This is a genomic window from Streptomyces sp. NBC_01428, from assembly GCF_036231965.1.
Classification (GTDB): domain Bacteria; phylum Actinomycetota; class Actinomycetes; order Streptomycetales; family Streptomycetaceae; genus Streptomyces.
The window spans coordinates 1,553,684-1,566,950 of the sequence record NZ_CP109499.1 but is presented as its reverse complement, the minus strand read 5'-3'; the positions used below and the strand labels follow the sequence as shown (position 1 = coordinate 1,566,950).

General features: G+C 71.0%; 13 protein-coding genes. 4 read left to right on the top strand and 9 right to left on the bottom strand.

Annotated features, from left to right (window positions below):
* Positions 1-32: 32 nt before the first annotated feature.
* Positions 33-839, bottom strand: coding sequence for an SLC13 family permease (locus OG406_RS06820; protein ID WP_329184722.1), 807 nt, complete (start codon positions 837-839; stop codon positions 33-35).
* On the opposite strand from OG406_RS06820, the gene OG406_RS06815 reads away from it, so the two are divergent.
* Positions 816-1,412, top strand: a complete 597-nt coding sequence (locus OG406_RS06815; protein ID WP_267049192.1) for an MBL fold metallo-hydrolase — start codon at positions 816-818, stop codon at positions 1,410-1,412. The genes OG406_RS06820 and OG406_RS06815 overlap by 24 nt on opposite strands.
* A gap of 73 nt (positions 1,413-1,485) precedes the next feature.
* On the opposite strand, the gene OG406_RS06810 is transcribed toward OG406_RS06815, so the two are convergent.
* From OG406_RS06810 to OG406_RS06800, 3 genes are all read right to left on the bottom strand, one after another.
* Positions 1,486-2,733 carry an RICIN domain-containing protein gene (locus OG406_RS06810; protein WP_329184719.1) on the bottom strand — a complete coding sequence of 416 codons (1,248 nt, stop codon included), beginning with the start codon at positions 2,731-2,733 and terminating at the stop codon, positions 1,486-1,488.
* Positions 2,734-2,869: 136 nt separating this feature from the next.
* Complete coding sequence (locus OG406_RS06805; protein ID WP_329190680.1) at positions 2,870-3,325, bottom strand: VanZ family protein; 456 nt, start codon at positions 3,323-3,325, stop codon at positions 2,870-2,872.
* A 459-nt stretch (positions 3,326-3,784) separates the two neighbouring features.
* A complete protein-coding gene (locus OG406_RS06800) occupies positions 3,785-4,435 on the bottom strand; it encodes a DUF4230 domain-containing protein (protein WP_081220639.1) in 651 nt (216 codons plus the stop codon).
* A gap of 264 nt (positions 4,436-4,699) precedes the next feature.
* Here OG406_RS06800 and OG406_RS06795 point away from each other — a divergent pair, with 264 nt between their 5' ends.
* Entirely contained in the window at positions 4,700-5,653 is a 954-nt protein-coding gene (locus OG406_RS06795) for a ribose-phosphate diphosphokinase (RefSeq protein ID WP_164371167.1), read from the top strand.
* Positions 5,654-6,026: 373 nt separating this feature from the next.
* Here the strand turns inward: OG406_RS06795 and OG406_RS06790 are convergent, their stop codons facing one another.
* Positions 6,027-6,977 carry an NADP-dependent oxidoreductase gene (locus tag OG406_RS06790; protein WP_081220641.1) on the bottom strand — a complete coding sequence of 317 codons (951 nt, stop codon included), beginning with the start codon at positions 6,975-6,977 and terminating at the stop codon, positions 6,027-6,029.
* Between the two features lie 89 nt (positions 6,978-7,066).
* On the opposite strand from OG406_RS06790, the gene OG406_RS06785 reads away from it, so the two are divergent.
* Together OG406_RS06785 and OG406_RS06780 are read left to right on the top strand one after the other, a co-directional pair.
* Positions 7,067-8,059, top strand: coding sequence for a GlxA family transcriptional regulator (locus OG406_RS06785; protein ID WP_266852255.1), 993 nt, complete (start codon positions 7,067-7,069; stop codon positions 8,057-8,059).
* Between the two features lie 95 nt (positions 8,060-8,154).
* Complete coding sequence (locus tag OG406_RS06780; RefSeq protein WP_329184713.1) at positions 8,155-9,012, top strand: hypothetical protein; 858 nt, start codon at positions 8,155-8,157, stop codon at positions 9,010-9,012.
* Between the two features lie 31 nt (positions 9,013-9,043).
* Here the strand turns inward: OG406_RS06780 and OG406_RS06775 are convergent, their stop codons facing one another.
* The 4 genes from OG406_RS06775 to OG406_RS06760 all read right to left on the bottom strand — a co-directional run bounded on the left by OG406_RS06775 (position 9,044) and on the right by OG406_RS06760 (position 13,183).
* Positions 9,044-9,598 carry a TetR/AcrR family transcriptional regulator gene (locus OG406_RS06775; RefSeq protein WP_266850944.1) on the bottom strand — a complete coding sequence of 185 codons (555 nt, stop codon included), beginning with the start codon at positions 9,596-9,598 and terminating at the stop codon, positions 9,044-9,046.
* Complete coding sequence (locus OG406_RS06770; RefSeq protein WP_081220644.1) at positions 9,595-9,957, bottom strand: DUF1304 domain-containing protein; 363 nt, start codon at positions 9,955-9,957, stop codon at positions 9,595-9,597. Before OG406_RS06770 ends, OG406_RS06775 begins: the two co-directional genes overlap by 4 nt.
* 87 nt (positions 9,958-10,044) lie before the next feature.
* Positions 10,045-11,676 (bottom strand): amidohydrolase, encoded by a 1,632-nt coding sequence (locus OG406_RS06765; protein ID WP_329184710.1) that lies wholly within the window; start codon positions 11,674-11,676, stop codon positions 10,045-10,047.
* Positions 11,677-11,689: 13 nt separating this feature from the next.
* A complete protein-coding gene (locus OG406_RS06760) occupies positions 11,690-13,183 on the bottom strand; it encodes an APC family permease (RefSeq protein WP_329184708.1) in 1,494 nt (497 codons plus the stop codon).
* Positions 13,184-13,267 lie beyond the last annotated feature (84 nt).

The following is a 13,267-nucleotide window of genomic DNA, read 5'->3' as shown; positions in this document are numbered from 1 at the left end:
GACGTCCGGACGCACCAGGGACTGCCCACGGCTCAGGCAGCCAGGGCGAAGTAACGCAGCCAGACGTAGATCAGGGAGATCGTCACGGTGGCAGCGGTGACGACGAGGCCGTATTTGGTGAACTGCCAGAAGGTGATGGGCTGGCGGTTGCGTTCGGCGATGCCGAGGACGACGACGTTCGCCGAGGCGCCGATCGCGGTGGCGTTGCCGCCCAGGTCCGCGCCGAGGGCGAGCGCCCACCACATGACGTGGTCGCTGCCTCCGCCCATGTTGTGGACGAGATCGCTGGTGATGGGGGCCATGGTGGCGACGTAGGGGATGTTGTCGATGACTCCGGAGAGGACGGCCGAGGCGCCCAGCAGGGTGAGGGAGCCGCCGAGTTCGTTGGTGCCGACGGCGTCGGCGAGGGCTTTGGAGACCTCGTCGATGACGCCGGTGTCGATGAGTCCGCCGATCATGATGAACAGGCCGGCGAAGAAGGCGAGCGTCGGCCACTCGACCTCGGAGAGGACCTCGCCGGTCTCGGCGCTGGAGACGGCGATGAGGAGTCCCGCCCCGAGCAGGGCGACGATGCTGGGTTCGTAGCGCAGCACCGGGTGCAGGACGAACCCGGCGACGACCAGGGCGAGCACGATCAGCCCTTGAACGAGCAGGCGCGGGTCCTTGATGGCCTCGCGCTCCTCCAGGGCCATGATCTCGACCGCCCGCTGCTCGTCGTGGACGAACGACGTGCGGAAGCCGCAGGGCCCGGTCTCGGCGACGGCCCGGTTGTGGAACGCTGGGTCGCGTACCTGTGGCGAGTACGTTGGGGCGCCATGCGGATCACGAAGTACACCCACGCCTGTGTACGCCTCGAACATGATGGCCGCGTGCTGGTCATCGATCCCGGGACGTGGAGCGAGCCGGCCGCCTTGACCGGTGCGGACGCCGTGCTGGTGACGCACGAACACGCCGATCACGTCGACGTCCTTCGCCTGGCCGGGCTCGGCGTGCCGGTCTACGCCCCCGTCGAGGCGAACATCCCGCGGGTGGACGTGATCGGGGTGCCCTCCGGCGCGGGATTCACCGCCGCCGGCTTCCGCGTACGGGCGGTCGGCGGTCGTCACGCGACCATCTACGCGGGCCGGCCGGACTGCGCGAACCTCGGCTACATCATCGATGAGGCGGTCTACCACCCCGGAGACTCGCTGCACGTACCCGATCAGCCGATCGAGACGCTCCTGGTCCCGGTCCAAGGGTCGTGGATGAAGACGGCGGAGGCGATCGACTTCGTCAAGGCCGTCGAGCCTCGGCGGGCGTTCGCCGTACATGACGCCCAGATCAACGATCGCGGCCTCAGCAGCGTCAACGGCTGGCTCGCCCAGGAGACCAACGGCTGCTACCGGTATCTGAGGCCCGGCGAATCGGCTTGAGGTGCGCCGGCGACTGTGCCGAACTCGGCGAGCCGGCGGCGCTGGTGACCCGCGCCGCCGCCCGAGCGGTCCGTCAGCCCACGGTCCACTTCTGGTTGGCCCCGCCGGAGCAGGTCCAGATCTGCAGCCGGGTGCTGTTGGCCGAGTTGTTCCCCGTGACGTCCAGGCACTTGTTGGCCGCCGGGTTCACGATGTCGTGCGCCGCGCTGACGGCCCACTTCTGGCCCGTGCCGCCCGTGCAGTCCCACAACTGGATCGGCGTGCCGTCCGCCGTGCCGTTGTTGGTGACGTCCAGGCACTTGCCGAGGGCGCGGATCGTGCCGTCGGACCCGACCGTCCACTGCTGGGCGGCCGTTCCGTTGCAGTCGTAGAGCTGTACGGGCGTTCCGTTGGCCGTACTGGCCGCCGCGACGTCCACGCACTTGCCCGCGAGGCCCTTGATCGGTGCCGCGGTGCCGCTCGGGCTGTCGCTCGTCGTCACCTTCACCTCGTCGACGACGAGTTGCTGCGGGAAGGACGTGGAACCGTCCGGGTCGCCGGGCCAGTAGCCGCCCACCGCGAGGTTGAGGATCAGGAAGAACGGCTTGTTGAACACCCAGGTGTTGCCGCCGAGGTCGGCCGGCGTGCGCCGCTGGTAGACCGTGCCGTCCACCGACCAGGTGATCGAGTTCGGGGCCCAGTCCACCGCGAAGGTGTGGAAGGCGTCCGCGAAGGCCTGCCCGTTCGGCAGGGAGTAGCCCGCGCCGATACCGGCGGACCCGGAGTAGCCGGGGCCGTGGATCGTGCCGTGCACGGTCGACGGCTCGAAGCCGACGTTCTCCATCACGTCGATCTCACCGGAGTTGGGCCAGCCGACCTGCCCGATGTCGCTGCCCAGCATCCAGAACGCCGGCCACATGCCCTGCCCGCGCGGGATCTTCATGCGCGCCTCGACATGGCCGTACGTCGAGCTGAACTTCCCGGAGGTGTTCAGCCGGGCCGAGGTGTACTGACATGTGCCGTACCAGCATTGGTAGTTGGACGGGTTCTCCTTGCGGGCCGTGATGACCAGGTGCCCCTGGCCGTCCAGCGCCGCGTTCTTGTTGCCCGACGTGTAGTACTGCCGCTCGTGGTTGTTGACGTTGTCGCCGGTCTCGATCTGCCACTTGGACGAGTCGACGGCCGAACCGGCGGCACCGTCGAAGGTGTCCTGGAACGTGACCGCGGCAGCGGCCGCCGCCGGACCCGCGTGGGCGGGAGCGGCGACGGCCGAGGCGGAGGCGACGAGCGCGGCGGACAGCGCGGCGAAGAGGCATCTGCGCAGCAGGCGTGGGGAGTCCATGACTCTCCCTTCCTACGGCTGCCCGCGGGGCGGGCGAGCCGACTGTGGTGGGGGGTGCATGCTTCGCCTCTTGATTTAAGAAGTGAGGTAAGGGAGTGTCAAGACTCTGGTCCGTACCATCACTTGGGGTGACGCCTCAGGCGCGAAGGCGCTTGCGGGGGTGCACCGCCCGGCCGAGCCGACGGCCGAGCAGCAGGTAACCGATCAGCGCCCCGCTGGTGTTGAGGATGACGTCGTCGATGTCGAAGGAGCGTCCGGTGATGAGGGCTCCCTGGACCAGTTCGACGAGCAGCATGACGGCCGCGGTCAGGAGGAGCACGCGCAGGATGCCCCTGGTCCGCGGGAAGATCACGGGCAGCAGCACTCCGAAGGGGATCCCCAGCAGGATGTTGCCGCCGATCTGCTTGACGGCGTCGCGCAGCTCCGGCTGGTCGAGATAGGCCTTCAGGGAGCGTCCGGGGTGGAGGTTGTTGTGGATCAGGGCCGTGGACGCCGGTGAGGGCTCCAGCGTGAGATGGGCCAGCGCGACCGCGAAGGCGACCATCGCGGCGAACCCGATCAGCATGGCCACGGCCCGCAGCGGCCAGGCCATCGTCTCGCGCTGGGGTGCCGGTTCCGGGGCCCTGCGGCCGAAGAAGGACCGCGACGTCCCGCCCTTGACCCGGTCGGACTTCGAAGTGCCCTTGCTCCGCTCCGACTTCGACGTCCTGCTTCGGTCTGATCCGGACTTCGGTGCCGATTTCCGGCGACCCGCGTTCGCGACCCGTGTGCCCAACGCCGTGCGGACCATGCGGCCCTCCCCTAATGTCACGCTGCCCTCTGGTGCAGCCCGCATACCCCCTAAAGGCCTGTCGATGCGCGTGTTCGGCGGCCGATCCAGAGGAGGTTCGAGGCCTCCACCGCCCTCCGTGAGGAGGTGAACGGGACGGGCTGGGAACACGCTCCGTGAGCACGCACGAGAGGCTCGGACGGACCCCGGAGACAGGACGGCGCCCGGTGCGACCACAAGGTCGCACCGGGCGCCGCCCGCCGCTCTCCGGCCCTCCCGGGCTCAGCTGCCGTAGGTGATCTTCACCTCCTCGAAGCCGAGCGAACGCAACAGGCCTTCGAGCATGCCCGTGGTGTTCTTCTCGGCCCGCGAGGTGAGTTCGCTGTCCTTCGCGGCGTCGCTGATGTGCTTGACCGCGAGCTTCTGCACGGCCTGCTCGTTGTTCGGGTTGCCGGAGAAGACGTCCCCGAGCCGGTCGAGGAGGCCGCGCTGCTTCGAGACCGCGTACGAGTGGTCGGGGTCGAGGGCGGCCTTGCCCAGTGCCGCGTGCGGCAGGTGCAGCGTGGCGGACGTCCGGTCCTTGTTGACCTTCACGTCCTCCTTGGCGAGGTGCCCCAGGTCGACGTAGGCGTCGACCGTGCCGGCTCCCACGTACAGCGTGCGGGTGCCACGGATCGCGTCGGGCAGGTACTTGGCGTCCTTCTCCAGGTCCACGACCACCTGGAAGTTGCCCGAGGCCGCGTCGTAACGGCTCATGTCCTGGATCGACTTGAGGAGTGTGGGCCCCGACCTGTCGTGACTCTCCGTGCCGAACAGGTCACGTAGACCCGGCAGAACGGCCAGCCGCAACCCGGCGAAGAGCACCACGAGCACCAGTACGAAGGCGCAGACCACCTTCGCCCAACCGGGCATGCGCTTGATGGACGTCGTCATGTCGACGGCCCTCCTTTCAGCGCCCGTATACCCGGCAAGTCCCGTGACAGGCCAACGGGTTGGACCGGAGCCGGGGCGGCGGCACCACGCCGGGCCCGGTCGGACGGCGACCGGAGCCCGCGGCCCCCACGGCCGAAACGCCCGCCGCGGCGGGCATTCCCCCCGGTCGAAGGCCCGAGGGGTGCCCAGTAGCATGAGGTACGCACTCCGGGACGATCTTGCCAACCGGCGACGCAACCCGGTTCGATCATGCGAGGAGCGGTCGTGCGTGACATCGCCGTGTTCAGCGGTAGTGCCCATCCCGAGCTGGCGGCCGAGCTCTGTGCCCACCTCGGTGTGCCCCTCAGTCCCACCCGGGTCAGCCGGTTCGCCAACGACTGCCTGGAGGTCCAGCTCCAGGCGAACTGTCGCGAACGGGACGTCTTCCTGGTGCAGCCCCTGGTCGCCCCGGTGCAGGAGCACCTCGTCGAACTGCTGATGATGTGCGACGCGGCGCGCGGCGCCTCGGCCGGACGCATCACCGTCGTGATGCCGCACTATTCGTATGCACGTTCGGATAAAAAGGACATGCCGCGGATCTCCATGGGCGGTCGGCTCGTCGCGGACCTGCTGGTGGCGGCGGGCGCGAGCCGGGTCCTCGCGGTGACCCTGCACTCCCCGCAGGTGCACGGCTTCTTCTCGGTGCCGGTCGATCATCTGCACGCGCTGCGGGAGCTGGCCGCACACTTCCGGGGCAACGACCTGTCGCGGACGACGGTCGTCTCGCCCGACCTCGGCAACGCCAAGGAGGCGGCGGCGTTCGCGCGGCTGATCGGGGCCCAGGTGGCCGCGGGCGCCAAGCAGCGCTTCGCGGACGACCGGGTGAGCATCAGCAGCGTGATCGGTGAGGTCGCCGGACGGGACGTGATCGTCTTGGACGACGAGATCGCCAAGGGCAGCACGGTCCTCGAACTCCTCGACCGGCTGCGGGAGATGGGGCCCCGTTCGATCCGGGTCGCCTGTACGCACGGACTGTTCGCGGCGGGGGCGTTGAAGCGGCTCAGTGAGCAGCCCGACGTCCTGGAGATCGTGTGCACCAACACCGTGCCGGTGCCGGTCGAGGAGCACACCGAGAAGCTCAGTGTGTTGTCGGTCGCGCCGGCGCTGGCGGAGGCGGTGCGGCGGATTCACAACGGGGAGTCCGTGAGCGCCCTCTTCGACGCCCCCCGCAACGAGTAACCCCCCGCCTCGCGGGCTCGCCCTCTCTACCCCGGACGGCAACCTTCTTTCGCCCCCGCCGCCCCTACCCTTCCCGTACCTGGGGCGCCGCCCCAGACCCCGCTCCTCAAACGCCGGAGGGGCTGAATTTCCCGAGCGCCGGAGGGGCTGAATTCTCCTCAGCCACGCACGGCCCGCGGTCGGCATCCGGCGTGAGGGGCCGTGCCGGTACATCAGATGCCCGTCGCTTACGTTCAGATCGAGCAGCTCCAGCCTCTCGACCGACGTCTGATCCAACGGCGACGGGCGGATGTACCGGCACGGCCCCGACCCACCCACCGGACCGGAACCGTGCCCGGGCCGGCAACCCGGCAGCCCCGCAGCCCGCGGACCGTCAGTCGACGGTCAGGACCAGCTTGCCCGCCGTGCGGCCCGTCTCGCCCAGCGCATGGGCCTTCGCCGCGTCGCTCAGCGGGAACGTCTCCGCGACCGTCGCCCGCAGCGCCCCCTCCTCGACGAGTCCGGCGATCGCCCGCATCCCCGCCTGGTCGGCGTCGACGAGCATCCGGATCGCGCGCACCCCGAGCCGCTCGGCCTCCTCGTAGAACTCGTCCGAACCGACCGGAATGATCGAGACGACCACGCCGCCGGGGCGCAGCACGCGCAGGGAGCGCAGCCCCGTCTCCCCGCCGATCGGGTCGAGCACGACGTCGACGTCCCGTACGGCCTCGGCGAAGTCGACGCTCGTGTAGTCGATCGGCTCGTCCACGCCGATGGACCGCAGGAAGTCGTGCTTGCCGGCACTCGCCGTACCGATCACGTACGCGCCGCGCGCCTTGGCGATCTGCACGGCCACGTGGCCGACCCCGCCCGCCGCCGCGTGGATCAGCACGCGCTGACCGGGCTGAACGTCCGCCCGTTCCGTCAGGGCCTGCCACGCGGTGAGGGAGACCAGCGGGAGGGCGGCGGCCTGGGTGTGGTCGATGGAGGACGGCTTCAGCGTGAAGGCGCGGGCGGGCGCGGTCACGTACTCGGCGTGCGAGCCGTGGCCGAACGGGTAGGACAGCATGCCGAAGACCTCGTCCCCGGGCTGGAAGAGGGCGACGCCGATCCCGGTCGCCTCGACCACGCCGGACACGTCCCAGCCGAGGACGAACGGCGGCTCACCGAGGAAGCCGCCGTTCGCGCGGTGCTTCCAGTCGGTCGGGTTGACCCCGGCCGCCCGTACCCGGACGAGGATCTCGTTGGGGCGCGGAGCGGGTCGTTCCACGGTCACTTCTTCAAGGACCTCGGGGCCGCCGAGGACGTTCTGGCTGATGGCTCGCATGGTGTTCACAGTGCTCATGGTGAACCAGCCTGCCGTGCCCCGCCCGATCGGGAAATGGCATGATTGCCAACCTTCGATACGATCGTGCCATGGAGCGGACGGACCAGATGGACCCGGTGGACCGGATGAAGCAGGCGAGGCCCGTCAGGGCGGCAGGCCACGTGGAGCGCGTCGTCGTGCTGGCGCTCGACGGCGTCTATCCCTTCGAGCTGGGCATCCCCAGCCGGATCTTCGGCGCGGCCGAGGGCCGGTACGAGGTGCTGACCTGCACGGTCGACGGCGGCCCGGTCCGCACGGAGACGGACTTCTCCGTCACCGTCGACCACGGCCCCGAGATCATGGCCACCGCCGACACGGTGGTGATCGCGGCGGTCACGCCGTCCAAGGTGAGCCCCGAGATCTCGGACGAGGTGGCGGCCGCGCTCGCGCACATCCGTCCCGGCACCCGCATCGTCTCCATCTGCACGGGCGCGTTCGTGCTGGCCGCCGCCGGGCTGCTGGACGGCCGCCGGGCCACCACGCACTGGTTCGTCGCGGAGCAGTTCCGGCGCATGTTCCCGCGCGTCGACCTCGACCCGGACGTCCTGTTCGTCGACGACGGCGAGATCCTCACGTCGGCCGGTGCGGCGTCGGGCATCGACATCTGCCTGCACATCCTGCGCGAGGACCACGGCAGCGAGCTGGCCAACCGGGTGGCCCGCCGCTGTGTGGTGCCACCCCTGCGCGAGGGCGGCCAGGCCCAGTACATCGAGCTGCCGGTGCCGGAGTTCTCCGCGGCGAGCACCGCGGCGACCCGTGCCTGGGCGCTGGCCCGTCTCGGGGACCCGCTCGCCCTGAGCGACCTCGCGGGCCACGCGCGGATGAGCCTGCGGACCTTCGCCCGCCGCTTCAACGACGAGGTGGGCATGAGCCCGGGCCGCTGGCTCATCCAGCAGCGGGTGGCGCGGGCCCGCCATCTGCTGGAGGCCAGCGACCTGTCGGTGGACCAGATCGCCGGGGAGGTCGGCTTCGCGACCGGCGCTTCGCTGCGGCAGCACCTGCACGCGACGATCGGCGTCTCGCCGCAGACGTATCGCCGGACGTTCCAGGCGGCGCGCTGAGCCCGGCCCGTCCTCCATCCGCCGGTCACCGAACGATCCCCGTGCCTCCGGCGTCGTAGGAGCACGAACACGGAACGGTGTGACGGGGGTTGGGTATGCGCAGGGTGATCGCGGCCGGAGTGGCGCTGGCCGGGCTGGCGCTGGCGGGGTGCGGCGGCGCGGACGTGCGGGACGGCCTGGTGGTGAAGGGCACCCCGCCGGCCAGGCCCTACACGGGGCCGCTCCATCTGCCCTCGGAGAAGAGCTCGGGAGAGGGCGAGCCGGAGCCGGGGGAGGGTTCGGGCGCGGCGGGCAAGGCGCTGGAATGCGACGGCGCGATCTTCTCGGGCGGTGGCTCGGACCGTTGGAGCAAGGGGGACGGCGGTTCCACCCCCGAGGAGGGGCTGAACGCGTACTTCGACATCTACGTGCCCGAGGAGCCGGACTACGGCTACCGCGTGGAGCGCCGGGAGGGCGATCGCGTCCTGTTCTCCTTCGACGTGAAGGGCAGGACCAAGGTGGCCGTCGTCGTGGCCAAGGACCAGCCCCGCCGCCCGGGTTGGGGCCCGGAGACCAGCGCGTCCTGCGACCCGTCGGAATGGCCGGCGAGCTATGCCCGGTCCAAGGGCTACGAGATCTGGGCGGACCGCACGGGCCACCGGGTGCCGACCACGAAGGTGATCAGCTCGCCCGGCGCCGAGCACTGCGACTGGCAGAGCGCGCACTTCCTCGATCTGGGCAGCGGCCCGAACTCCCGCATGTACGTGCGCGATCCGGAGGGGCTCTTCGGCACCGAGCTGCTGAACGGCACCTACGACGCGGATACCCGCATGCCCACGGACGCGCGCGACACCGGCTACCACTACCGCGACTGGTCCCTCTGGCTCGCCACGGACAGGTCGACGGCCTATATCCGTACCTCCGACGGCGTGGAGGCCTGGCCGGCGGCAGCGGACCGGATCGGCTGCCGCTAGCTCGGCCGGGCGCGGCCCGCCGCCGGCGGCCTCACCGGCTCATGTGCAGCGCGACGAGCAACTGCCAGACCTGGTCGGCGACGGCGTCCGGGGTGCCGTCGAGCAGGCCGTGCAGCCAGTCCGCGAGGACGCCGGTGAACGTCGCGGCGACCGCGGAGGCCACGAGCGGGGCGTCCGGCGCGCCGGCGAGCGTGCGCTCGGCGAGGCTGCGGGCCCGCAGGTCGTGGTGGAGCACCCGGCCCAGCGGGCCACCGCCGCCCGGGCTCAGCAACGCGCGGTACAGGCCGGTGTGCGGGGCGAGCTGGGCGAAGAAGGTGCGCAGCGCGGGCGGCGCGGACACCGGGTCGGGCCGCCCGCGCCACGCGTGCAGCGCCTCCACGGCCTCCCGTACGACATCGGCGCAGGCGTCGACGGCCAGCGCCTCAAGGTCCGCGTAGTGCACGTAGAAGGTGGCCCGGCCCACGCCGGCCCGCCGGGCGAGCGCGGCGACGCCGGTCTCCTCCAGGGGGTGTTCGGCGCACTCGTCGAGCAGTGCCTGCCGCAGCTTGGCGCGGGTCCGTGCGGCGCGCGGGTCGTCGGGTGTCACCGAGCGAGGAGGACGGCGGCGAGGGCGACCGCGCCGGGCAGTGCCTGGGCGAACAGGATGCGGCGGTTGGCCGTAGCCGCTCCGTACACACCGGCCACCACGACGCAGCACAGGAAGAAGACCTGGACGCGGAACCCGGTCGGGTCCGCCGCGATCAGTCCCCACACCAGCCCCGCGGCCAGAAAACCGTTGTACAGCCCCTGGTTGGCCGCGAGCGGAGCGGTCGCGCGTGCCATCTCGGGGTCGAATCCGTGCAGCCCCCGCCCCGGCTTCTTCTCCCAGAGGAACATCTCCAGCACCAGGATGTACACGTGCAGTGCGGCCACCAGGCCCACCAGCACGTTCGCGGCCGTCTGCATCGTCTGCGCTCCGTTCACGGACACACTTCTTGGACAGGTGTCCAATATAGCTGGACACCTGTCCAAGAAGCTACCGTGTCGTGGACGTCACGCGTCCGGGGCCGCGTACACCCGTTCCCCGCCGACGTAGGTGAGCGCGACCCCAGCGTCCTTGATCGCCTCCGGGGGTCCGGCGAAGGGGTCGCGGTCCAGGACGACGAGGTCCGCGAGCGCGCCCGGCCGCACGACGCCGGTGTCGTCGAGATGGTTCACGTACGCCGTCCCCGCGGTGTAGGCCGTCAACGCGGCGGCGAGGCCGAGGCGTTCGTCCGGCAGGAACACCGGGCCGGGCTCGTCGGGGCTCACCCGGTTCACCGCGACGTGGATGCCCTGAAGCGGATCGGGGCTGCTGACCGGCCAGTCGCTGCCCGCCGCGAGGCGCGCGCCGGAGCGCAGCAGCGCTCCGAACGGGTACTGCCAGGCGGCCCGTTCGGGGCCGAGGAAGGGGATGGTGAGCTCGTCCATCTGCGGTTCGTGCGCGGCCCACAGCGGCTGGATGTTCGCCGTGGCGCCGAGGTGCGCGAACCGGGCCACGTCGTCGGGGTGGACGACCTGGAGGTGCGCCAGATGCGGGCGGGTGTCGCTCGCACCGTTCGCCTTGCGGGCCGCCTCCACCGCGTCCAGGGCGTGCCGCACGGCCCCGTCGCCCAGTGCGTGGAAGTGGCACTGGAAGCCGAGCGCGTCCAACTCGCTGACGTAAGAGGGGAGATGGGCCGGGTCGATGAAGCTCTTGCCCCGGTTGGCCGTGGCGCAGCCGCACGTGTCGAGGTAGGGGTCGATGAGTGAGGCGGTGCCGTTCTCGGCGACCCCGTCCAGCATCAGCTTGACGCTGGTCGCGCGGAACCGGCCGTGCTGCAACGCGGCCCGCCGTTCGACGAGTTCGGGGATCTGCTCGGCGCCCCGCGCCCGGTCCCACCACAGCGCACCGACCACGCGCGCGGTGAGGGAGCCGTCGCGTGCCGCCGTCATGTACGCCTCGGACGGGTCCTCCATGCCGAGGAAGGTGCCGACGATCGCGTCCTGCCACGCGGTGATGCCGAGCGCGTGCAGATGTCGCTGGGCGTGCAGCAGCGCGGCGAGCCGGTCGGCGGCCGTGGCCGGGGGAGTGAGCCGGCCGACGTACTGCATGGCTCCTTCCTGGAGCATGCCGGTGGGTTCGCCCGACGCGTCCCGCTCGAACCGCCCGTCGGCGGGATCCGGTGTGTCGCGGTCGACCCCCGCCAGCTCCAGCGCGCGGCTGTTGACCCAGGCTCCGTGATGGTCCCGGTTGGGCAGGTACACGGGCCGGTCCGGTACGACCGCGTCCAGCAGCTCCTTCGTGGGTGTGCCGCCGGCGAAGGCCTCCATGGACCAGCCGCCGCCCAGGATCCACTCCCGTCCGGGGTGGGCGTCGGCGTACGCCCGGACGGCGGCGACGGTGTCCTCGGCGGTCTTCGCGCCGGTCAGGTCGCACTGGGCCAGTTCCAGGCCGGCCGGGACCGGATGGACGTGCGCGTCCTGGAACCCGGGCAGCAGGAGCCGCCCGGCCAGGTCGACGACCTCGGTGTCCGGACCTCTCAGGTCGAGGACCTCGGAGGCGCCGACGGCGGTGATCCGGTCGCCGGTGACCGCGACGGTGGTCGCGGCGGGGCCCTCGGGCGTGAACACCGGGCCGCCGGTGAGGATGAGGTCAGCGTGCATGCTCTTCTGTTCCTTAGTTGGGGGTGGCGAGGAGCTGGGGCGCGTCGGCGTCGGTGCCCCGTCCGGTGGTGAAGTAGGGGGACTTGCGGACCCACTTGGCCCACGCGGCGGCGGCGAAACCGGAGACGACCATGACGGTCGGCGTCAGCAGCAGGAACCAGCCGTTGTCCGCGCTCACCTCGAAGTGGTCGGTCGAGGTGTAGAAGGACCAGGCCAGATAGCCGCCGAGCCCGAGCAGCGCGCAGGCGCTCAGTGCCGGGAAGACGACCGCGCGGACACCCACCCGCCAGTCCTCCCGGAGCAGCCCGCGGAAACGGACGGCGGCCGCGAGGGCGGTGAGGGCGTAGGACAGTGCGACGACGATCCCGACCGCGTTGACCGTCGCCATGATCATGTCGGCGAGCCGGGGGATCACCAGGGCGAGCCCCGCCACGCCGACGGCCAGCGCGCCGATCAGCAGCGTTCCGGTCGCCGGGGTCCCGTACCGGGTGCTCACCCGGGACCACACGGGCCCGAGCGTACGGTCGCGGCTCATCGCGAACATCCCGCGCGCCGTCGGGATCACGCCCGCCTGGAGCGAGGCGACCGCCGAGAACATCAGGGCGACCAGGGGCAGCGCGGCCAGCGGCTGATCGGCGAGCCGGTTCCCCAGGAAGGCCAGTCCCTCCGCGCCGTGCCCGGCCAACTCGTCCTCGGACAGCACCCGTTGGAAGGCCACCGAGCCGAGCAGGAACAGCCCCAGCATGGTCACCAGCGTGATCGTCCCGGCCCGGGAGGCGTCCCGGGGATCGCGCACCTCCTCGTTCACCGTGAAGGCCGCCTCGAAGCCCCAGTAACAGAACACCGACAGCAGCAGTCCCTGCGCCAGCGCCGTCGTCGAGGGGATCTGGAAGGGGTCGAACCAGCTCAGGCTGAAGGGGTGCGGGCCGGTCACGATGCCGTAGCAGCAGAAGCCGAGGAGCACCACGTACTCGAAGACCAGCAGCCCGCTCTGCAGCCGCGCAGCCGTCTTCACCCCGGTCACCGCCGTGAGGGTGACGGCGACGAGGACCAGGATGCCCACGGCCGTCGTCTGGGCCGTCGAGCCCGGATCGAGCGTCAGGCCCGCCACCTCGTGCACGCCCGCCTCACCGGCGAGCTGGATCATCGCCGAACCGGTCACCGCCGTGGTGTAGGCGAGGAACGCGACCGTGGCGACGATGCTCACCCAGCCGACCAGGAACCCCAGCCAGGGGCTGAGCGAACGCCCCACCCACACGTAGCCGTTGCCCGCGTTCGGCTCCACCTTGTTCAGCCGGGAGTAGGCGCCCGCGATCCCGAGGATCGGCAGGAAGGCCAGCAGCATGATCGCCGGCAGATGCAGCCCGACCACCCCGGCCGTCACCCCCAGCCCGATGCCGATGCTCGTCGTCGCCGCGGTGCTGGACGCGGCGATGGCGACGCCGTCCGCCACACCGAGGGTCCTGCGCAAGGACGGGGGATCCACACCGTACGGCTTCTGCGTCATGGCCTGCTCCGATCGCACCCGGGGCCTGATTCCGGCCCGATGACCGGAAATGAAACTGCGCGGGGCCTTAACAGGTCAACGCTG